The organism is Streptomyces sp. NPDC006733 (genome assembly GCF_040636125.1).
Taxonomy (GTDB): domain Bacteria; phylum Actinomycetota; class Actinomycetes; order Streptomycetales; family Streptomycetaceae; genus Actinacidiphila.
In genome coordinates this window covers 266,338-287,362 of the sequence record NZ_JBEYJD010000002.1, presented here as the reverse complement: position 1 = coordinate 287,362, position 21,025 = coordinate 266,338, and the positions used below count along the sequence as shown (strand labels likewise).

Genomic DNA, 21,025 nt, shown 5'->3' with positions numbered 1-21,025 from the left:
GCGCCCGCGACCCGACACCGCCCCGGCCGTGGACCCAGCCGCGGAGCCGTCCGAGGAGGCCGTCGTGGACCAGGCCGCCGGATCCGGCACCCCGCGGGAGCCCGACGGGCCCGCGCCCGGGCGGCCCGGCCGCCGCCGGCGCGCCGCGCTGGCCGCCCGCCGCGCTGCCCCGCGCAGCGCCGCCGCCGCGCTCTGCGGACTGGCCCTCGCCGCCGCCTTCCCGCCCTACGACCTGTGGCCGCTGTCGATCGCCGCGGTCGCCGGACTGTCCGTCCTCACCCGGGGCAGGACCGCCCGCCAGGGCGCCTGGCTCGGCTTCGCCTTCGCGCTGCCCTTCTTCCTGTGGCTGCTGCTGTGGCTGCGGGTCGTCGGCTACGACGCGGTCTTCGGGCTGTCCGTGCTGGAAGCGCTCTTCGTCGCCGCCCTCGGGGCAGCCCTGGCGGTCACCTCGCGGCTGCCCTGGTGGCCGCTGTGGGGCGGCTGCCTGTGGGTGGCCGAGGAACTGGCCAGGGACCGGTTGCCGTTCGGCGGCTTCCCCTGGGGCCGGCTGGCCTTCGCCAACACCGGCTCGCCCTTCACCCCGCTGGCGGCCCTCGGCGGGGCCCCGCTGGTGACCTTCGCCGTCGCGCTGAGCGGCACGCTGCTGGCCGCGGCCGTGCTCGCGGCCCTGCGGTGGCGCGCCGAAGGGTCCGCCCGCACCCCCCGGGCGCTGCTGCCCGCCGCCGGGTCGGCCGCGCTCGCGGCCGCCCTGCTCGGCGCCGGCTACTTGGTGCCGGTGCCCACCGACGCGACCGACTTCGTCAAGGTCGCCATCGTGCAGGGCGACGTCCAGCAGCCCGGGATGCACTTCCTCGGCCGCCCGCTGCAGATCCTGGACAACCACGTCGCGGCCACCCTGGAGCTGGCCGAGGACATCAAGGCGAAGCGCGTGCCCGAGCCGGACCTGGTGATCTGGCCGGAGAACTCCTCGGACCTCGATCCGTTCAGCAACCCGCAGGCGTACGACAGGATCACCCGGGCGGTCCGCGCCGTGGGCGTCCCGATCCTCGTCGGCGCGCTGGTCGACGGCCCGGACGCCCGGCACGTGCAGAACGAGGGCATCGTCTGGGACCCGGTCTCCGGGCCCGGCGCCTCGTACACCAAGCAGCACCCGGTGCCGTTCGGCGAGTACGTGCCCTTCCGCGCGCAGCTCAGCAAGGTCGTCAAGCGGCTCGACCAGATCCCGCGGGACTTCTACCCGGGCAAGAACACCGGCGTGCTCAAGATCGGACCGGCCACGCTCGGGGATGTCATCTGCTTCGAGGTCGCCTACGACGAGATCGTGCACGACACGGTGAAGGCCGGCGCCCGCGCGATCATCGTGCAGACCAACAACGCGACGTACGGCCGCACCGGCCAGCCCGAGCAGCAGCTCGCCATGTCGCGGCTGCGCGCCGTCGAGCACGGCCGGGCCATCGTCACCGCCGCGACCAGCGGCATCAGCGCGGTGGTGGCCCCCGACGGCACCATCGAGCAGCGCACGGCGGAATTCACCCAGGATGTCCTGAGTGCCCGCATCCCGCTCCGCGACGAGCTCACGGTGGCCGACCGCGTCGGTACGGCTCCCGAGTGGACTCTCGCTATGGTGGGGATTCTGTCCTGCGCTGTCGCCATCGCGCTCGGCAGGCGCGAAGTCACCAGAGCGAAGGGGCAGCAGTGAACGAGGGCGGTGGGGTTCCGCGCGGCGGGACCCAGGGGCGTGACTTCGGTCCGCTCGGCACGGTGCTGGTCATCATCCCGACCTACAACGAGGCCGAGAACATCAAACCGATCGTGGCCCGGGTCCGGTCCTCGGTGCCCGAGGCGCACATCCTGGTCGCCGACGACAACAGCCCCGACGGCACCGGCAAGCTCGCCGACGAACTGGCCTCCGCGGACGACCACGTCCACGTGCTGCACCGGCAGGGCAAGGAGGGCCTGGGCGCCGCCTACCTGGCGGGCTTCCGCTGGGGCATCGACCAGGGCTACGGCGTCCTGGTCGAGATGGACGCCGACGGCTCGCACCAGCCCGAGGAGCTGCCCCGGCTGCTGACCGCCCTCAAGGGTGCGGACCTGGTCCTCGGCTCCCGCTGGATCCCCGGCGGCCGCGTCGTGAACTGGCCCAAGTCGCGCGAGTTCCTCTCCCGCGGCGGCAGCACGTACTCGCGGATCCTGCTGGACGTGCCGATCCGTGACGTCACCGGCGGCTACCGGGCCTTCCGCAAGGAGACCCTGACCGGCCTCGGCATGGACGAGGTGGCCTCGGCCGGCTACTGCTTCCAGGTCGACCTGGCCTGGCGCACGGTCAAGGCCGGCTACCACGTCGTCGAGGTCCCCATCACCTTCGTCGAGCGCGTGCGCGGCGACAGCAAGATGAGCCGCAACATCGTGGTCGAGGCGCTGTGGCGGGTCACCGCCTGGGGCGTGGGCTCCCGGGTGAACCGGACCCTGGGCCGCAAGTCCGGCTGAACGTGACCGGCGATGTCCGCTGGTGATCGTGCCTTTATCCGGGCCCAGGCACAATTGACCGTATGACAACCAGCACCCCGCCCCCGGTCCGCCCCCGGCGCTCGCGCGTCCGCACCTTCGCGCCCCTCGTGGTCGCGGCCTGGCTGGTCCTGGAGATCTGGCTGCTGACCGTGGTGGCCTCGGCCACCAGCGTCGGCGGCGTCCTGCTGCTGCTCGCGGCCGGCATCGTGCTGGGCGCGCTCGTGGTGAAGCGGGCCGGGCGCAGCGCCTGGCGCAGCCTGACGGTCTCCATGCAGCCCGGCGCCCCGGGGACCCCCGGCAAGCCGGGGATCGCCCCGCCGGGGAGCGAGGCGACTGGGGCGGCGCTGGGCATGCTCGGCGGCCTGCTGCTGATGATCCCGGGCTTCGCGTCGGACGTGCTGGGGCTGCTGTGCCTGTTCCCGCCGACCCGCGTCCTGCTGCGCAAGGCCGCGGACCGCTCCCTGGGGCGGCGCCGGAGCTACGACTCCGGCTCGATCGGCGACCTGTTCCAGCAGGCGCGGGTGGCCAACGAGCAGATCCGCATCCACCGTCCCGACGGCAAGGTCATCCCCGGCGAGGTCATCCAGGGCGAGGTCGTGGACCCGGAACGCAAGAACCCCGGGACAGAGCGCTGATCAGCGCTCCGCCACGGGGCGGAAGTGTTGGGCGGGCCCGTGTGTCACCACGGGCCCGATGCCTGGTGTTCAGGCGCTCTTGCGGTTGTCGCGCGGATGCACCGCGATGTTCATCGCTCCGGACCTCAGGACGGCCAGCCTCTCGGCCAGCACCTCCTCGAGCTCCTCGAGCGTGCGCCGCTCCATGAGCATGTCCCAGTGCGTGCGCGCGGGCTTGGTTTCCTTCTTCTCCGGGCCCTCTCCGTCCACCAGAAGTGCGATGGTGCCGCAGGCGCGGCACTCCCACTCCGACGGAATCTCGGCCTCAACCGAGAACGGCATCTCAAAGCGATGTCCGTTCCGGCATGCGTACTCAACGGTCTGGCGAGGTGCCAGATCGATACCACGGTCGGTCTCGTAGCTAGTGGCCCCGAGTCGCGTACCGCGGAGAGCTCGCTCACTCATGAATCGTGCCTCCCGGGCTTTGTCGCCCACAGGACAGGTGTCGCTGTCGTCGTCATCCGGTCAACGTCCGGTCGGCGGTGAAGATTCCCGTGTGGGACAAGTGTCGTCCGTCGTGCCGCCCCTGTTTGTACCCACCGTTGACCGTTTTGTCACATCTGTTACCAGATGTCACCCGGCGTTTTCATATCTTTGGCGCGCAGTAACGGTCAACCTGGCGGGACAACCGCGTACACTACCGGCCCGCGACCCCCAATACCTAAATTCTGGCAGGGACGCGATTTCCCGCGGCCTCCAGGGCCGGATGCGCCGGCCCGCGGCCGGCGGCACGAAGCACCTCGTACCCCGGTCGCCGGCCTCGTACACCGCGGGCGGGCCCTACGGCAGGACGGCCGGGTCCGCGGGCACCGCGACCACGGGCACCGGCTCCCGCGCCGGCTGCGGGATCTCGAAGACCCGCAGGAAGTACTGGGCGAGCGGCCCGATCGCCACCGCGTACAGCACGGTCCCCACCCCCACGCCGCCGCCCAGCAGGAAGCCGACCACCAGCACCGTCAGCTCGATGCCGGTGCGGACCAGCCGGATGGACCGTCCCGTCCTGCGGTGCAGCCCCGTCATCAGGCCGTCGCGCGGGCCGGGCCCGAAGCGTGCGGTGATGTAGAGGCCGGTCGCCGCGCCGTTGAGCACGACCGCCGCCACCAGCAGCGGTATCCGGATGCCCAGGGAGTGCACGTCCGGCAGCAGCCGCAGCGTGCCGTCCATCGCCAGCCCGACGATGAAGACGTTGGAGACGGTGCCCAGGCCGGGCCGCTGCCGCAGCGGCCACCACAGCAGCAGCACCGCAGCGCCCACGATGATCGACACCAGGCCGATGCTCAGCCCGGACCGTTCGGAGATCCCCTGGTGGAACACGTCCCAGGGGTCCAGGCCGAGCCCGGCGCCGACCAGGAGGCCGTCGCTGGCGCCGTACAGCACCAGGCCGACATAGAGATGGACGACGCGACGGCCGGTGTACATGGGTCCCCCCTGGTGGATGCGGCAAGCTACGTGGCACTCTGTGGCATGGATGTGGGTGACCGCCACAGCCAATCCGCGAAAGGTGGACTGAATTTCATGTCGCAGTGGACTGCATCGGTCGGCGCGGCGCCGCTCGCCCGGCTCCTCGAACCCCGTCCGGCCTCCGGCAGCGGCGGCCGGCGCGTACCGGCCTACCGCGGACTGGCCGACGGCGTACGGCTGTTGGTCCTCGAGGGCCGGGTGCCGGTCGCCGCCCGGCTGCCCGCCGAACGGGAGCTCGCCCTCGCGCTGGGCGTCAGCCGCACCACCGTCGCCGCCGCGTACGAGGCGCTGCGCGCCGAGGGCTTCGCGCGCTCCCGCCGGGGCGCCGGCAGCTGGACGGCCGTACCGGAGGGCCACGCGCTGCCGAGCCGGATCCTGGACCCGCTCCCGCCGGACTCCGCGGGCACCGTCATCGACCTCGGCTGCGCGGCCCTGCCGGCCCCCGAGCCGTGGCTGACGCGGGCGATGGAGGGCGCGCTGGGCGAACTGCCGGCCTACGCGGCCACCCACGGCGACTTCCCGGCCGGGCTCCCGGTGCTGCGCGAGGCGATCGCCGACCGCTACACCGCCCGCGGGGTGCCGACGATGCCGGAACAGATCATGGTCACCACCGGGGCGATGGGCGCCATCGCCGCGTCGGCCCGCCGGCTCGTCGGGCTCGGCGAGCGCGTCGCGGTCGAGTCACCGAGCTACGCCAACGTGCTGGAGCTGTTCCGCGAGACCGGCGCGCGGCTGGTGCCGGTGGCCATGCGCGACAACCTCGGCGGCTGGGACATCGACGCCTGGCAGCGGGTGCTGCGCGACGCGGCGCCGCGGATGGCCTACGTGATGCCCGACTTCCACAACCCGACCGGCACCCTGGTCGGCGACGAGCAGCGCCGCGCCCTGGTCGAGACCGCCCGCGCCTCCGGGACCGTGGTCGTCGCCGACGAGACGATGGCCGAGCTGGTGCTCGACGCGGACACGGCCATGCCCCGCCCGATGGCCGCCTTCGACCGCGGCGGCACGGTGATCACGGTCGGCTCCGCGAGCAAGGCGATCTGGGCGGGGCTGCGGATCGGCTGGGTCCGGGCGGCCCCCGACGTGGTGCGCCGGCTGGTCTCGGCCCGCGCCTACCTGGACCTCGGTTCCCCCGTCGTGGACCAGCTCGCCGTGGCCTGGCTGCTGCGCGGCGGCGGCTGGGACCAGGCCGTCGCCACCCGCCGGGACCGTGCCGCCGGACACCGGGACGACCTGGTGGCGGCGCTGCGCGCGCAGACCCCGGACTGGGAGTTCACCGTGCCGGCCGGCGGCATGACGATGTGGGTGCGGACCGGCGACGTGTCCGGCTCGCGGCTCGCGGTCGCCGGCGAGCGGCTCGGCGTCCGCGTCCCGTCCGGCCCGCGGTTCGGCGTCGACGGGGCCTTCGAGTCCTATGTGCGGCTGCCGTTCACGGTCGGCGGCGCCACCGCCGAGGAGGCCGTGTCCCGGCTGGCCGCCGCCGCCCGGATCGTGCGCTCCGGCGGCGGCTCCGACGCCGAGGGCGCCGGCCTCTTCGTGGCCTGACGCCCCCGGACCCGCCCTGCGGGCGGGCGGTGTCAGCGCTCCAGGTCCGCCGTCGGCCGCACCGGCGGCTCCTGCAGCGGCACCAGGTCGGGCTCCGGGTCCGCCTCGGGCTCCGGCCGGTGCTCCAGGGCGTCGGCGGGGGAGTCGGCCGCGGGGAGCAGGCCCAGCACCGCCTCGCGCTCGGCCGCGCCCGTCTCCTCGTCGTACGGGTCGGGGGTGGCGGGGACCTGCAGGCGCAGCACCGGACCGGTGCCGAGCCGGGCGTAGCCGCGGCCGGGCGGCATCTCGGCCGCCGAGGTGGTGCCCTGCGGTGCGCCGAGGACGGCCCGCGCGTGCTCGGCGTCGAGCGCGCCCAGCAGCACCCGGGCGCGGGTGTGCGCGATGACGGCCGGGGCCAGCACCTCGGCGGCGTCGAGCTGGTCGGCGACGGCGACCGCCACGCCGGCGGTGCGCCCGTGCCGCAGCGGCACGTCCAGCAGCAGCTGGGGGTCCGGGCGGCCCTCGGCGTGGGCGAGCTGGGTGAGCGCGGTGGGCCGGTCGACCAGGATCCACAGCGGGCGGCGGGTGTCCTCCGGCGCCGCCCGCCCGGCCTGGCGCGCCCGGTTGACGGCGATCAGCCGCCGCTCCGTCTCGTGCGCGGCCCACTCCAGGGTGGCGCAGGTCCCGGCCAGGCCGCTCTCGACGGCCAGCACACCGGGGCGCCCGACCAGGCAGGCGTACTCGCCGCCGCCGCTGCCGTCGATGACGACGACATCGCCGTGGCACAGCGCCTGCAGGGCGATCGACCGCAGCAGGCCGGTCGTGCCGGAGCCCGGCCGGCCCAGCGCCAGCAGGTGCGGCTCGGTGGCACGCGGCCCGGTCCGCCAGACGACGGGCGGGGCGTCGCGGACCTCGTCGCCGTCGACGACCGGGACGGTGCGCTGGACGGCTTCGGCGTCGGTGAAGCCCAGCACGGTCTCGCCGGGCGCGGTGACGAAGCGCTGGGCGGTGATGCCGCGGGACAGCGGCGCCAGCGCGAGGAGGGTGAGGTGGTTCTCCTCCTCGTTCCAGTCGAACCGGTACTCGCGGCCACGGCCCGCCTTGGCGTGCAGCAGCTGCTCGACGCGGGCGCGCGCCGCGGGCTCGCCGTCGGTGAAGTACGCCGGGTAGCGCAGGTGGAGGCGGGCCAGCCGGCCCCCCTCGAAGGCGTACTCGCTGAAGGCGCTGTCCCAGCTGCCGTCGCGGGCGTAGAGCGGGGCCGGGTCGTCCGGGTCGGACAGGTACGGCACCAGCGCCTCGTACAGCGTCTGGAGCCTGCCGGCCTCGGCCTCGCTGGGCCCGGTCGGCGCCGGGGCGGTGCGGTCGCGGCCCATCCAGCCGGCGCAGGCCAGCAGCGCGCCCAGCGCCAGCAGCGGGCCGTACGGCATCAGCGTGACGACGACGACCCCGGCGCCGCAGAGCAGCAGCGCGGGACCGCGCCGGTCCTTGGGGGTGCGGGCCCACCAGCTCCGGGCCCAGCCGGCCTGCAGGCGCATGCCCCGGGTGATGGTGATCAGCGGATGGAGCACGTCGGTGGCGCTGTCGGCGGCGGTCCGCGCCAGTTCGCGGCCGCGCGTGAGCGACGGCCTGACGCTCGCGATGGCCGCGAAGGACGGCCTGCTGCTCAGGATGCTGGGGAGGGGGCGCCTGGCCACGGACGGCTCCTGTGGGTGGGTTCGCGGGAGGGTGGCGGGTCGGGGGGACGAGGGTGGGGCCCGGAAGCGCCGGCATGCGCCCCGGGCCCCGTGGGGCTGCCGTCGCGGACGGCCTAGATCTTGATTCCGCCCAGCAGGCTCGCGAGGCTGGCTCCGCCGGCCTTGATGCTCGGGGCGATGCCGGTACCCGCGAGGTAGAAGCCGAACAGGGAGCAGACGAGAAGGTGGGAGACCTTCAGGCCGTCCTTGCGGAAGAACAGGAAGGCGATGATGCCGAGAAGGACGACACCGGAGATGGACAGGATCATTGGACTTTCTCCTGGGTGATGGGGACGGTCACCATGAGTTCTTCCAGGCTCACAAAAAGTAATAGGTAGTGGTAAGTGGTAAACGGGTGATTTGTAGGAAATTCCCCCCGAATGGTCGCTTCGGAAGCCCGCCGGAGCGACTTCGGCGCGAGCCTTGCCGCATCCGTCGCGCGTCATGTCGGCCGCCACACCGATGGCGCAGCCACGTCGCCCGGACGGCCGAGTGACCTCGGCGAACCCTGGCCAGGACGTGGCGCGCCGTGTGCGACGATGCCGCTCATGCGGCTGACTCCGATCACCTGGACCCGGCTGGCCGAGACCCTCGCCGACCGGGCGGCCGGCCTCACCCCCACCGCCGGCGCCCCGTGGCTGCGGGTGGCCGTCGACGGTGCTCCGGCCGCGGAGCCGGCCGCCCTGGCGGACGCGCTCGCCGCCGAACTGCCCGCCCGCGGCCACCGCGTGCTGCGGGTGCGCGCCGCGGACTTCTGGCGCCCGGCCTCGCTGCGCTTCGAGTACGGCCGCGAGGACGCCGACGCGTACTACGACCTGTGGCTGGACACCGGCGCGCTGCGCCGCGAGGTCCTCGACCCGCTGGCGCCCGGCGGCAGCGGCCGGGTACTGCCCTCGCTGTGGGACGCGGCCACCGACCGCTCCACCCGGGCCGGATACGTCGAACTGCCGCCCGGCGGCGTCCTGCTGCTGGACGGTCAACTGCTGCTCGGCCAGGGGCTCGACCTGGACCTGACGGTCCATCTGCGGCTCTCCGCCGCGGCCCTGGCCCGCCGCACCCCGGACGAGGAGCGCTGGATGCTCCCCGCCTTCGACCGGTACGCCGACGAGGTCCGTCCGGCGGAGGCCGCGGACGTCCTCGTGCACGCCGACGACCCCCGGCACCCGGCGTGGAGCGGACATCCCTTGCCGCCGGACCGCGCGGACGGCTAGCGTCGCCACCCACCATGACGTTCGCGATCGCGCCGATGAGCGCCGAGCACATACCCGAGGCCGCCGCCCTGTACGACCGCTGGTCCGGACACGCCCGCAAGGGCCGGCCGGCGGGCGCCCCCACCGGCGAGGAGCTGCTCGGCAAACTGCTCGCGGAGCAGGACACCGAGGCGTACTTCGCCCGCGACAGCGGCGGCAGACCCGTCGGCTACCTCGCGGCCTCGCCGCTCGACCTCGACGAGGGCACCCCCGCCGCGCTCCGCAGCCACCCGCGCTCCGCGGTGGTCCGGCACGGCGGGTACGCCCTGGCGCCGGGGCAGCGCGACAACGCGGCCCTGCTCGCCCTCTACGCCGAGGCCGCCGCCCGGCTCGTCGCCCAGCGGCGGCCGGTGCACTACGTGGAGCTGCCGGCGTCCGAGACCGCCGCGCTGGACTGGTGCCGGCTGGGCTTCGGGTTCGAGGAGATGTACGGGCTGATGGCCGTCAAGCCCCGCGGCCGCCAGCCGCGCGGTGTGGACGGGCTGAGCATCCGCCGGGCCGGCCCCGGCGACCTGCCGCAGATCGGCCGGATGGCCGCGGAGTCCGCGCGCCACCAGCGGCAGTCGGCGATGTTCCTGCCGCAGTCAGACGCCGCCCTGGCCGCGCTGCGCACCCGCTACACCGGCACCCTCTCCGACCCCCGCAGCGCGGCCTGGATCGCCGGCCGCGGCGGCGAGGAGATCGGCATGGTCCTGCTCGCCCCGGCCGCGGCGGGCCCGGTCACCCCCGACGCCTGCGTGGAGCTGGCCGAGGCGTACGTCGAGCCGTCCGCGCGGGGCGAGGGCGTCAGCCGGATCCTGCTGGCCACCGCGGTGGCCTGGGCGTACGACCACGACTACCGGCACATCGGCGCGCGCTGGCACTCCGCCTCGCCGCTGGCGTCGGGGCACTGGCCCGCGGTGGGCTTCCGGGTCGCGGCCCACCGCCTCAGCCGCGTCCTGGACCCCCGCAACGCCCCCGCGCAGGCGCCGCTCGGCACGTGACGGCGCTCACGGCGGGACCGCCGGGTGACCGGGCTCACACAAGGGCCACGCACAGCTGCGGACTTCTCCACGGTGCGTTTCCGATACGGGCGCCTGATAACGCCTCCGGCCTTTCCGTTCACGGATAGTCAAGAAATCGCACACGCTCGGATCGGGTCGGCCGACTCACGGTCACAAAGACGAGCGGGCGCTTATGCACGTGATATGCGGCTCACCCGGCGAATGTTGCCGGAAGCTCGGTCGCTCGTTTAGCTTCGGCTCTCCCACGGGTCGAATGCCCGCGGGGTCCCACCGGGTGGAACGCCTAGTCCTGCCGCTGCCCGGTGATCCACACACCAAACTTCTACGGCAGGAGCGGGGGACCCAGGTAAGTGCCGTTCCCGGAAATCGCGGAACGGCTTGGGGTGAAGTCGCAGTACGCCGCGCCTTTGGCGGTGCGTGCCGCGGCCGGGCATCTCCAGCCCGAACCCGACAGCTCACCTCGCCGGCGTAGGAGAGGAACTCCCCCATGCCCGCAAAGGGAAAGCACCGCAGCTCCCGCATGACCCGGCTCACCCGCATCTGCGTCGCGGCCGGCACCGGCGGCGCCGCTCTCGCGCTGCCGCTGGCCATGTCCTCGAACGCCTTCGCCGCCGACACCAGCGCGGGCACCCACGCCGCCGCGCACGTCGCCGCCGCTGCCGCGCAGCCGGTGGCCAAGGCCGCTCCGGTGGCCAAGACCGCCCCCGCGAAGAGCACCGGCACGTCCTACCAGGTGGTCGGCGGCGACAGCCTGTCGAAGATCGCCGACGTGCACCACGTCGACGGCGGCTGGCAGAAGCTGTACTCCGACAACAAGGAGACGGTCGGCGGCAACCCGGACCTGATTCACCCCGGCCAGACGCTGGCCCTGGGCGCCAAGGCCGCCGCGCCGAAGCACTCCGCCCCGTCCGCGGACGCGGCGCCGAAGTCCTCCTCGAAGTCCTCCTCCTCGTCCTCCACGGAGACGAAGAAGGCGGCTCCGGTCCAGAAGGCCGAGAAGGCCGAGAAGACCGAGACCAAGAGCGACGCGTCCACGAAGTCCTCTTCGCAGTCGTCGGAGCAGTCGTCCTCCTCCTCGTCCGGCTACACCGCGCCGGTCTCGGGCGCCGGCATCGGCACCCCGTACCACCAGTCGGGTTCCAGCTGGTCCAGCGGCTACCACACCGGTGTGGACTTCGTCGTGTCGACCGGCACCACCGTGAAGGCCATCGCGGCCGGCACCGTGGTCTCCGCCGGCGACGGCGGCGCCTACGGCAACCAGGTCGTCATCCAGCACAGCGACGGCAAGTACTCGCAGTACGCGCACCTGTCCTCGCTGTCCGTCTCGGCCGGCGAGACCGTCAGCGCGGGCCAGCAGATCGGCCTGTCCGGCGCGACCGGCAACGTGACCGGGCCGCACCTGCACTTCGAGATCCGCACCGGCCCCGAGTACGGCTCGGACATCGACCCGGTCGCGTACCTCAGCGAGCACGGCGTGAGCGTCTGACCCGTACGCCCGACCCGTACGACCTGTCCCGCGACGCCTCGCGCGACGCCGCAGTGCCCGCCCGGACCTGATCCCGGGCGGGCACTGCGGCGTTCCCGGGGTGCGGGGCTGCTGCCGCACGAACGCCCGGACGGCACGAGCGGCCCGCGCGGTCAGCCGGCGGCCGGGTGGTTGTAGCCGAACACCCGCGCCCCGGTCTCGGAGCGCGGCTGGTGGCTGGAGCCCTGTCCGAGCAGGACGTACGTGCCGGGGCCGTGCCGCCGGTCGCCCTCGATGACCTCGCCCTCGGCCACGTAGTAGCCCTCGCCGACGGTCTCGTGCACGTCGACGCCGGGCCACCGCGAGCCCGGTGCGAAGTCCACCACCCAGAAGCTGAACGGGGCGGGACCCGGCAGTTCGCGCAGCAGGATGCCGGGCCCGATCTCGGTGGCGGGGACGCCGTCGACGTGGAGGGCGAGCACCCTGCCCGGTGCCCGGAGAGCCTGATCAGGTGCGTTCATCCGACCAGCATCTCCCGGCGGCCCCCCGGGTCGTGGGCGATCACTCGAACAGGGCGGCGAGTTCGCCGCGCGAGGCGATGCCGAGCTTCGGGTACGCCTTGTACAGGTGGTAGCCGACGGTGCGCGGGCTGAGGAACAGCCCGGCCGCGATGTCCTTGTTCGACAGGCCCTGCCCGGCGAGCCGGGCGATCTGCAGCTCCTGCGGCGTGAGCCCGGCGAGCACCCCGGGCTCGCGGCTCTGCGGGGCCACCGTGCCGGTCGCCCCGAGTTCGCCGCCCGCCCGTTCCGCCCAGGGACGGCTGCCCAGCCGCTCGAACACGTCCAGCGCCGCCCGCAGGTGGCCGCTCGCCTCGCTCTTGCGGCGGGCGCGGCGCAGCCACTCGCCGTACAGCAGCGCGGTACGGGCGTGCTCCAGCGGGCGGCGGTGCTCGTCGTGGAGCCGCAGCGCGGCCGTGTAGTGCGCCTCGGCCTCGGCGTCCGAGCCGGCGTCGGCGGCGAGCAGCGCCCGGCAGCGCAGCACCAGCGCGTCGCACCAGGGCTGCCGCGTACGGGCCGCCCACCGCTCGAAGCGGGCGAACGGCTCGGCGGCGCGCGGGCCGAGCCCCAGCCGGACGGCCGCCTCGACGAGGTCGGGGATGCTGCGGGTGGCGCAGAAGTGGTGCCGCAGCGGTTCGCGCGTGAGCCGCTCCAGCCCGTCGAGGGCCGCCTGCGCCCGGCCCAGGCCCAGATCGAGCGTGCCCTGCGCCCAGTACGACCAGGGCGCGCCGGGCGGCATCGCGGTACCGGCGACGACGGCGAGCGCGTCGTCGCAGTACCGCCGGCAGCGCTCCTCGTCGCCCTCGACGGCCGCCAGGTAGGCCAGCACGCTGCTGAACTGGCTGGTCCACTGCTGCTGCCCGGTGTCCCCGGCGATCCGCAGCGCCTCCTGCGCGGTGGCCAGCGCGTCCCGGTGCCGGCCCGCGAACACCTCGGCCTCGGCCTGGAAGAACAGCACGGTCGGCAGCCGGCCGATGCCGCCCAGTGCGCGGCTCTCGGCGGCGAGCGCCGCCGCCAGTTCGTGTGCCTCGTCGTCCTGCCCGACGGCCAGCCCGGCGCCGCACAGCAGCATCAGGTCGCGCGGGTCGCGGGATCCGGCGGCGCGGGCGGCGGTCACGGCGGCGGTCAGGTCCGGCGGTCCGCCGCCGGTGGGCGGGCCGAGGGCGGCGCTGATGAAGCGGGCCACCGGCGCCACCGGACTCGCCGCGGGCAGCTCCAGGGCGTCCAGCCGGGCCACCGTGTCCGCGACCTCCTGCTCGCCGAGGTACCAGGCCGTGTGGGCGGCCTGCATGAGCATCCGGGCGGCCCGCTCGGGGTCGGCCGCGGCCGCGTGGCCGGCGCCCTCGGTCAGCAGTCGGTGCGCGGTGGGGAAGGAGCCGCCGAGGAAGTCGGCCAGTGCCCGGACGTGGTGGAGCCGGGCGGTCAGCGCGGGATCGCCGGTCCGGCGGGCGGCCTGCTCCGCGCAGTCGCGGGCCCGGTCGAGCTCCCCGGCCTCGGAGGCCGCCTCGGCCGCCAGCACCAGGCGCCGGGTGCCGGCCGCCGGGTCGGTGCTCAGGCGGGCCGCCCGCTCGAAGGCGGCGGCGGCCGCCGCGTACCCGCTGCGGTCCCTGGCCCGCCCGGCGGTGTCCTCCAGCGCGGTGGCCGTCGCCTCGTCGGGTCCCGGCGCGGCCGCCGCCAGGTGCCAGGCCCTGCGGTCCGCGTCCTGCGGCGCGTCCAGGATCCCGGCCAGCGCCTGATGGGCGGTGAGCCGGTCGGCCAGCGGCGCGCGCTGGTAGACCGCCGCACGGACCAGGGGGTGCCGGAACCGCAGCCGGTCCTCGTCCAGTCGGATCAGGCCGCCCTCCTGGGCGGGCGGCAGGTCCGCGGCGCCGGCGCCCAGCGCCCGCGCCGCCCGCAGCACGGCCCGCAGATCGCCGGTGTGGTCGGCGGCGGCGACGAGCAGCAGCCGCTGGGTGGCGGCCGGCAGGTGGCTGACCCGGCCGTGGAACGCCATCCGCAGCCGGCTGGTGAGCGGCAGCGCGCCCGGCCGGAAGCGGCCGTCGGGGCGCTCCGCCTGGAACGCGACCGGCAGTTCCAGCAGCGCCAGCGGGTTGCCCTGGGCCTCGGACAGGACGCGGTGGCGGACGGTGGGGGAGAGTTCGGCGCCGTGCAGCGCCAGCAGGGCGGCGGCCGACACCTGGGTCAGTCCGCGCAGCCGCAGTTCGGGAAGGCCGGGCGCGGGGAACGCGCCCTCGCCGTCGCGCGCGGCGAGCAGCAGGGCGATGCCCTCGGCGTCGAGCCGCCGGGCGGCGAACATCAGCGCGTCGGTCGACACCCGGTCCAGCCACTGCGCGTCGTCCACGACGCACAGCAGCGGCCCGTCGCCGGAGTGGGCGGAGAGCAGCGACAGCACCGCGAGCCCGACGAACATCGGGTCGGGGGCCGCCCCGACGGCCATCCCGAACGCGGCCTCCAGCGCCAGCCGTTGGGGCTCGGGCAGCTCGCCCAGCGACCCCATCGCGGGGCGCAGCAGCAACTGCAGTCCCGCGAAAGGAAGTTCGGCCTCGAACTCGGTGCCCGAGCCGCGCACGACGGCCATCGCGCCGGCCGACTCGACCGCGTCGTCGAGCAGTGCCGTCTTCCCGATGCCCGCCTCGCCGCGCAGCACCAGCACTCCGCTGCGGCCCGCCCTGGCGCCGGACAGCAGCTCCGCGATCGCCGCCTGTTCCTCGGTGCGTCCCTGCAACATGGGCCGCACGCTACCCAACGGCCCGGCCGCCGCCGCGGGCGGCTGCCGGCTCCCGGCGGATCGCGGTCTCCCGCTCGATCGTCGTCGGGTCCATCCGGCGTCCTCACCGCTACCGGGCGGCGGGAGCCACCGGGTTTCCGGTCGGGGTGATGAGCTCCTGCAGCGCGGGCGCGCACCGCTCGACGAGGGCGGGGACCGTCATGGCGCGGACCGCCTCGCCGCGCGCGATCCCGTAGACGGCGCCGAGGCCCAGCAGCATGCCCACGGCGAGCTCGGCCCGCAGCGCGGCCTCGGGGCCGGTCAGCCGCCGGGCGAGCCCGGCGATGACCTGCTCGCGGAAGTTGGCGCGCAGGACGTCGCCCTGCCCCTCGGCGGAGTGCAGCGGTGCGAAGACGATCCGCAGGATGGGGTCGATGCCGCGCTCGTTCTGGCTGGTGAGGATCTGGGTGACCATGTGCCGGCCGAGTTCGCCCAGCGGGGCGTCGAGCAGGGCCGCCGCGTCGGTCTCGAAGGAGATGACGCGGGCGAAGAGCTTCTCCTTGTTGCCGAAGTACTTGACGATCAGCGGCGCGCTCACCCCGGCCCGCTCCGCGATGGCCTTGAGGGTGATGTCGCCGTAGGACCGCCGGCCCAGCATGGTGCGGGCGGCGCGCAGGATCGCGGCCTTGGTGGCGTCCGCGTCACGGCGCCGGGTGTCGGGGGCAGCTGTCGTCATGGCACTCATGCTCCCTCCAGGGCGGGGTCGGCGGCCGCTCCCGCGCGCGGCGCGGCCGTGTCGGGCGGGCCGGGCGTGCCGCGCCGGCCGCCGGGTATCGACACCGCCGCGAGGAAGGCGAGGATCGCGACGCCGCCCGCCAGGGTGAAGGCGATCAGGTAGCCGTGCAGCGTCGGGACGTCCGCGCCGCCCACCGGCGCGGTGTGGTGGATCAGGATCGCCGCGACCGCCGCGCTGCAGGTGGCCTGGCCGACGGTGCGCATGAGGACGTTCACCCCGTTCGCGGACGCGGTCTGCCCGGCCGGGACGGCCCGCAGGATCAGCGTCGGCAGCGCGGAGTAGGCCAGCGTGGTGCCCGACGCGACGACGGAGGCGCCGACGATGATCGCCCACAACTGGCGGCTGTCCGCGATGCGCAGCACGTAGCCGAGGGCCAGCAGGACGGCTCCCGCGGCGAGGGTGAACCTGGGGCCGCGGGCCGCCGAGATCCGGGCCGAGACGGGGGACAGCAGCAGCATGGTGATGCCGCCGGGCAGCAGGCACAGCCCGCTCGCCACGATGGACAGCCCCAGCCCGTAGCCGGTCGCCTTGGGGGCCTGCACCAGCTGCGCGGTCACCAGGGAGTTGGCGTAGAAGGCGAAGCCGGCGAGGAGCGCGGCGACGTGCGGCAGGGCGACGCGCGGGCTGGCGGCCAGCCGCAGGTCCACCAGCGGGCTCGTGGCGCGCAGCTGCTGGCGGCGCCACCCGGCGAGGATCACGACGGAGCCCGCGGCCAGGCTCAGCACGGCCGGGCTGGTCCAGCCCCACTGGCCGCCCTGGGAGACCGCCAGCAGCAGGCAGACCAGGCCGGCCGCCAGTCCTGCGGCGCCGGTGAAGTCGAAACGGCCGGGGGAGCGGACGGGCGACTCGCGCACGACCCACCAGGCCAGCCCGAGGCCGAGCGCGCCCAGCGCGGTGGTGGCCCAGAACATGACGTGCCAGTCGGCGTACTGCACGATCAGGGCGGCGAGCGGCAGCCCGAAGGCGGCGCCGATGCCGACGGTCGAGCTCATCATCGCCACGGCGGAACCGGTCCTGGACGGCGGCAGCTCGTCCCGCAGGATGCTGATGGACAGCGGTACGACGGCCGCGGCGGCGCCCTGCAGGGCGCGGGCGGCGATCAGCAGCCGGATGTCGGAGGTCAGGGAGCACAGCAGCGACCCGAAGGTCATCAGTCCGAGCGCGATCAGCAGCACGCGGCGCTTGCCGTACATGTCGCCGGCCCGGCCCAGTACGGGGGTGAGGACGGCACCGGCCAGCAGGGTCGCGGTGACCATCCAGGAGACGCCGGCGGGGGAGGCGCCGGTCAGGCGCGGCAGGTCCGGCAGGAGCGGGACGACGACGGTCTGCATGATCGCCATCAGGATTCCGCCGAATGCCAGGACGGGGACCATGAGCCGTTTCCGGACGTCCACGGGGTGCGCTCCATAAGCCGGGAAGGGAGGTGAATAGACGTTCACCAGATTAGGTGAATGCTTATTCACTGCCAACCGGATTCCGGTCGGGAACGGCTGGAGTCCCAGGCTCCGCGTATGCGGGGTCTAGGCGCCGGGGACCCGGGGGCCGGGGACCGTGCCGTGGATCTGCTGGAGGAACGCGGCGTTGTCGGGCGTCTTCCGCATCCGGTCGAGCAGCACCTCCAGCGTCTGCTGGGTGTCGCGGGACTGCAGGGCGCGGCGCAGGCCGCGCACGGCCGCCAGCTCGTCGGCGGGCAGCAGCAGCTCCTCGCGCCGGGTGCCGGAGGGGGTCACGTCGACGGCCGGGAAGATGCGCTTCTCGGCGAGCGAGCGGTCCAGCCGCAGCTCCATGTTGCCGGTGCCCTTCAACTCCTCGTAGAAGTAGTCGTCGGCCCGGGAGCCGGTGTCGACGAGGGCGGTGGCGAGGATCGTCAGCGAGCCGCCCTCCTCGGCGCAGCGCGCGGCGCCGAAGAGCCGCTTGGGCGCCTGCACCGCGGCGGAGTCGACGCCGCCGCTGAGGGTGCGGCCGTTGCCGGGCGCCGCGTTGTTGTGGGCGCGGCAGAGCCGGGTGATGGAGTCGAGGAGGATCACCACGTCCTGGCCGAGTTCGACGAGGCGCTTGGCGCGCTCGACGGCCAGTTCGGCCAGCGCGATGTGCTCCTTGGCGGGACGGTCGAACGTCGAGGCCAGCACCTCGCCGCGCACCGAACGGCGCATGTCGGTGACCTCCTCGGGACGTTCGTCCAGGAGGACGACCATCAGGTGGGCGTCGGGGTGGTTGACGGCGATCGCGTTGGCGAGGCTCTGCAGCAGCAGGGTCTTGCCGGTCTTGGGCGGCGCCACGATGAGTCCGCGCTGGCCCTTGCCGACCGGCGCGACGAGGTCGACGAGCCGGGTGGTGAGGGCGCCGGGCGACGTCTCCAGCCGCAGCCGCTCCCGCGGGTGGACGGGGGTGAGGTCGCCGAAGTGCCGGCGGCCGCCCGGAGCGCCGGCCTGCCGGCCGTTGATCCGGTCGACGCTGCCGAGGGTGCGGGGCCGCTCGGTGGTGCCTTCGACGAGGTCGCCCTTGCGCAGGCCGTACCGGCGGATCTGAGCCGCCGTCACCTGCGGGTCGTCGGGCCTGGGGTGGTAGCCGCCGGTGCGCAGGAATCCCTGGCCGCCGACGAGGTCGAGGACGCCGGTGACCGGCGTGGGGACGGTGGTGCGGGCGGTTCTGGCAGGGGGGTGTTCGAGTGTGGTGGTCATGGTGGGGTCCTTTCACGGACATACCGAAGAAAGTCCCGGCGGGGGCTCGGAGCGAGGGGCGGACGTATCACGCACCACTGGCTTGCCGACCCGCGAGGGAGAGGAAGGAGATGCACTGCCGGGCACGGTCCTGAAGGACGGGAATTCGCCACGGCGAGAGATGGAACAAGCACCGGCGCCGATAAGCGGCGTACTCAAGTGCTGTTCGCACTGTAGCACGCCGCTTCGGGTGGTCAAGGAAATCTTTCGGAATGGCTTCGGGAATACGCCGCGGAGCTGGGCTTTCGTCTTTTCACGCCCGCGCCGAGCCCGCGCCCGGTGCGGTCAGCGCGCGCGGGAGTTCCGGCGGCGGGCGACAGCGGTGCCCGCGCCCAGCGCCAGGACGCCCGCGCCGAGCGACCAGACCCAGCCGCCCCCCGAGGCGGACGAGGCGGTGTCGGCCGCCGCCCCCAGCGGCACCGGCGCGGCGTCCGCCGGGCGGTGCGGCGCGGAGGCGGGCGTCGCCCGGGTGCCGGTGTTCAGCGTGCCGACGGACCCGTTCACCCCGGCGGCCTCGAAGCCCCAGTTCAGCAGGGCACCGGCCTCCTTGTAGACGGCCATCGAGGCGCCGGACTGCGGGTTCATCACCGTGACGATCAGGGTGCGGTCGCCGCGCTGCGCGGCGGCGATCAGCGTGTTGCCCGCGTTCGTGGTGTAGCCGTTCTTCACCCCGATGATCCCGGGGTAGGTCCCGACGCCGTCGGCCCCGGTCAGCAGGCGGTTGGTGTTCTGGATCTGGTAGGGCGGCAGCGGCCGGCCCTGCGCGTTCCTGCCGCCGGGGAACATCGCCGTCGCCGTGGAGGTGTAGCCGGTGAAGTACGGGGTGGCGAGTCCGGCGCGGGCGAAGAGCGCCAGGTCGTAGGCGGACGAGACCTGGCCCGGCGCGTCGTACCCGTCGGGCGAGACCACCTCGGTGTCCTCGGCGCCCAGCATCTCCGCCTTGGCCTGCATCTGGGAGACCGTCGTCGGCACCGAACCGTTCATCGCGGCGAGCACGTGGACGGCGTCGTTGCCCGAGCTGAGGAACACCCCGCGCCACAGGTCCGCCACTGTGTACGGCTCGCCCGCCTGCACCCCGACCTTGCTGCTGCCCGCCCCGACCCCGGACAGCTCCTCCTCGGTCACGGTGTGGACGGTCTCCTGCGCGAAGCGCGGCAGGACCGTGACGGCGAAGAGCGTCTTGAGGGTGCTGGCCGGCGGCAGCGGGCGGTGCGCGTTCTTGGCCGCGAGCACCTGCCCGGTCCGCGCGTCGGCCACCAGCCAGGACAGCGCCGACAGGCCCGCCGGCAGCTCGGGCGAGTCGGACCTCGGCAGGACCTGCACCCCCGGCCGCTGCAGCGCCGCGCCGCCGACGGCGGTGCGGCCGGGTGCGTGGCTGTCGTGCCCGTCGGCGAACGCCGGCCCGCCGCCCGCGCAGCTGACGGTCAGGCAGACGGCGGTGAGGACCGCCGCACGGGACCAGGTGGACGGGTTGCGGGCGGGGCCGGAAACAGTCATGGGCTCACGGTAGGAACGCTTGCGCACGTTCTGCGCGGTGACGTGCTCCATACGGTGGAGCAGGCGACCGGACGGGGGACCCCGCGCGGGTCAGGCGACCTCGGAGTCCGACGCGAGCGGCGGCTCCGGCCGGCCGGCGGCGGCCTCACGGGCGCAGCGCCCCTTGGCCAGTTCGGCGTTGAAGTGCGCGCCGACGAGCAGCGCGATGTGGGACACCCACAGCCAGACCAGGAAGACGACGGTCCCGGCCAGCGAGCCGTACAGCCGGTTGTACGTCCCGAAGACGGAGACGTAGAGCGCGAACCCCACCGAGGAGAGCAGCCACAGCACGACGGCCACCGCTCCGCCCCCCGCCATCGCGCGCACCGGCCGGAATTTGGCGGGTCCCGAGCGGAACAGGATCAGCACCAGCACCGTCGCCAGGCACAGCAGCAGCGGCCACTTCAGCGCGTTCCAGCTGGTCACCGCCGCCTCGTCCATCCCCAGCACCTGGCCGGCGCGCCGGGCCAGCTGGCCCGTCGCCATCAGGGTGGCCGCGCTGCAGACGAGCAGGGCGAGCAGCACCAGCGCGGTGCTGACGATGCGGGGCATCGTCCGCCAGGCGGGCCGGTGGTCGCTCACGCCGTACATCGAGTGCAGCGCCCGCCGGAAGACGGCGAGGTAGCTGGAGGCCGACCACGTCGCCCCCACCGTGCCGCTCACGGCCAGGAACCAGGCCGCCGAGTGCTCCTGCGACATGTCCTTCATGGTGCTCGCGACGAGCTGCCGCGACTCGGCCGGCACCACCGCCGTGACCTGCGCGATCAGATCGGTGGTCGACGCCGTTCCGGCCAGCCCGATCACCGAGACCGTCACCAGCAGGGTCGGGAAGAGGGCGAGCATGGCGTAGTAGGTGAGCGCCGCGGCCCGCTCGGAGGCGTCCTGGTCCCAGGCGGCGACGAGCGCGTCGCGCAGCGCCGTCAGGATCCGCCGCCGGCGTCCCGCCGCGGGGGCGTGCGCCGCGGGCTCGCGGCCGGTGGGCCCCAGGGCCAGCACAGCCTGCTCGTCGATCATTCCGGCTCCTCGGTGGACATGCGCGGTGGAACGGTGCCCGCCGGGACAGGGCCCGGTGGACGGTACGGAGTCGGCG

18 protein-coding genes and 1 riboswitch are annotated in these 21,025 nt (G+C 74.4%); of the genes, 7 read left to right on the top strand and 11 right to left on the bottom strand.

Annotated features, from left to right (window positions below; translation table 11 throughout):
* The first annotated feature begins 64 nt into the window (after window positions 1–64).
* The 3 genes from lnt (at window position 65) to fxsA (ending at window position 3,143) form a co-directional block, all read left to right on the top strand.
* Window positions 65–1,699, top strand: a complete 1,635-nt coding sequence (gene lnt / locus ABZ721_RS03540; protein WP_358786992.1) for an apolipoprotein N-acyltransferase — start codon at window positions 65–67, stop codon at window positions 1,697–1,699.
* Window positions 1,696–2,487, top strand: a complete 792-nt coding sequence (locus tag ABZ721_RS03535; RefSeq protein WP_358786883.1) for a polyprenol monophosphomannose synthase — start codon at window positions 1,696–1,698, stop codon at window positions 2,485–2,487. The genes lnt and ABZ721_RS03535 overlap by 4 nt, the downstream gene beginning before the upstream one ends.
* Before the next feature lie 62 nt (window positions 2,488–2,549).
* A complete protein-coding gene (fxsA, locus tag ABZ721_RS03530; protein ID WP_358786882.1) occupies window positions 2,550–3,143 on the top strand; it encodes an FxsA family membrane protein in 594 nt (197 codons plus the stop codon).
* 69 nt (window positions 3,144–3,212) lie between these two features.
* On the opposite strand, the gene ABZ721_RS03525 is transcribed toward fxsA, so the two are convergent.
* Window positions 3,213–3,587, bottom strand: a complete 375-nt coding sequence (locus tag ABZ721_RS03525; RefSeq protein ID WP_138353051.1) for an RNA polymerase-binding protein RbpA — start codon at window positions 3,585–3,587, stop codon at window positions 3,213–3,215.
* Window positions 3,588–3,962: 375 nt separating this feature from the next.
* The gene (locus ABZ721_RS03520) at window positions 3,963–4,601 is read right to left on the bottom strand and encodes a hypothetical protein (RefSeq protein ID WP_358786881.1); all 639 of its coding nucleotides are present in this window, start codon (window positions 4,599–4,601) and stop codon (window positions 3,963–3,965) included.
* A gap of 96 nt (window positions 4,602–4,697) precedes the next feature.
* Here ABZ721_RS03520 and ABZ721_RS03515 point away from each other — a divergent pair, with 96 nt between their 5' ends.
* Window positions 4,698–6,188, top strand: a complete 1,491-nt coding sequence (locus ABZ721_RS03515; RefSeq protein WP_358786880.1) for a PLP-dependent aminotransferase family protein — start codon at window positions 4,698–4,700, stop codon at window positions 6,186–6,188.
* Between the two features lie 32 nt (window positions 6,189–6,220).
* Here the strand turns inward: ABZ721_RS03515 and ABZ721_RS03510 are convergent, their stop codons facing one another.
* On the bottom strand, window positions 6,221–7,834 hold the full coding sequence (locus ABZ721_RS03510; protein WP_358786991.1) for a hypothetical protein: 1,614 nt from the start codon (window positions 7,832–7,834) through the stop codon (window positions 6,221–6,223).
* Window positions 7,835–7,974: 140 nt separating this feature from the next.
* Window positions 7,975–8,169, bottom strand: coding sequence for a hypothetical protein (locus ABZ721_RS03505; protein WP_358786879.1), 195 nt, complete (start codon window positions 8,167–8,169; stop codon window positions 7,975–7,977).
* Between the two features lie 279 nt (window positions 8,170–8,448).
* On the opposite strand from ABZ721_RS03505, the gene ABZ721_RS03500 reads away from it, so the two are divergent.
* The 3 genes from ABZ721_RS03500 (at window position 8,449) to ABZ721_RS03490 (ending at window position 11,640) form a co-directional block, all read left to right on the top strand.
* A complete protein-coding gene (locus ABZ721_RS03500; protein ID WP_358786878.1) occupies window positions 8,449–9,111 on the top strand; it encodes a uridine kinase in 663 nt (220 codons plus the stop codon).
* Window positions 9,112–9,125: 14 nt separating this feature from the next.
* Window positions 9,126–10,133: a GNAT family N-acetyltransferase gene (locus ABZ721_RS03495; RefSeq protein ID WP_358786877.1), complete on the top strand. Its 1,008-nt coding sequence runs from the start codon at window positions 9,126–9,128 to the stop codon at window positions 10,131–10,133.
* Window positions 10,134–10,456: 323 nt separating this feature from the next.
* Window positions 10,457–10,636: riboswitch (cyclic di-AMP (ydaO/yuaA leader) on the top strand.
* 5 nt (window positions 10,637–10,641) lie between these two features.
* A complete protein-coding gene (locus ABZ721_RS03490; protein WP_358786876.1) occupies window positions 10,642–11,640 on the top strand; it encodes a LysM peptidoglycan-binding domain-containing M23 family metallopeptidase in 999 nt (332 codons plus the stop codon).
* 152 nt (window positions 11,641–11,792) lie between these two features.
* Here the strand turns inward: ABZ721_RS03490 and ABZ721_RS03485 are convergent, their stop codons facing one another.
* The 7 genes from ABZ721_RS03485 to ABZ721_RS03455 all read right to left on the bottom strand — a co-directional run bounded on the left by ABZ721_RS03485 (window position 11,793) and on the right by ABZ721_RS03455 (window position 20,949).
* The gene (locus ABZ721_RS03485) at window positions 11,793–12,140 is read right to left on the bottom strand and encodes a cupin domain-containing protein (protein ID WP_358786875.1); all 348 of its coding nucleotides are present in this window, start codon (window positions 12,138–12,140) and stop codon (window positions 11,793–11,795) included.
* A gap of 40 nt (window positions 12,141–12,180) precedes the next feature.
* Complete coding sequence (locus ABZ721_RS03480; protein WP_358786874.1) at window positions 12,181–14,904, bottom strand: AAA family ATPase; 2,724 nt, start codon at window positions 14,902–14,904, stop codon at window positions 12,181–12,183.
* Between the two features lie 109 nt (window positions 14,905–15,013).
* Window positions 15,014–15,619, bottom strand: a complete 606-nt coding sequence (locus ABZ721_RS03475) for a TetR family transcriptional regulator (protein WP_358786873.1) — start codon at window positions 15,617–15,619, stop codon at window positions 15,014–15,016.
* A 5-nt stretch (window positions 15,620–15,624) separates the two neighbouring features.
* Window positions 15,625–17,052, bottom strand: a complete 1,428-nt coding sequence (locus ABZ721_RS03470) for an MFS transporter (RefSeq protein WP_358786990.1) — start codon at window positions 17,050–17,052, stop codon at window positions 15,625–15,627.
* Window positions 17,053–17,199: 147 nt separating this feature from the next.
* Window positions 17,200–18,360: a transcription termination factor Rho gene (gene rho, locus ABZ721_RS03465; RefSeq protein WP_358786872.1), complete on the bottom strand. Its 1,161-nt coding sequence runs from the start codon at window positions 18,358–18,360 to the stop codon at window positions 17,200–17,202.
* Between the two features lie 324 nt (window positions 18,361–18,684).
* Complete coding sequence (locus tag ABZ721_RS03460) at window positions 18,685–19,896, bottom strand: serine hydrolase (RefSeq protein WP_358786871.1); 1,212 nt, start codon at window positions 19,894–19,896, stop codon at window positions 18,685–18,687.
* Between the two features lie 90 nt (window positions 19,897–19,986).
* Window positions 19,987–20,949 (bottom strand): YihY/virulence factor BrkB family protein, encoded by a 963-nt coding sequence (locus ABZ721_RS03455; RefSeq protein ID WP_358786870.1) that lies wholly within the window; start codon window positions 20,947–20,949, stop codon window positions 19,987–19,989.
* Between the last annotated feature and the right edge of the window lie 76 nt (window positions 20,950–21,025).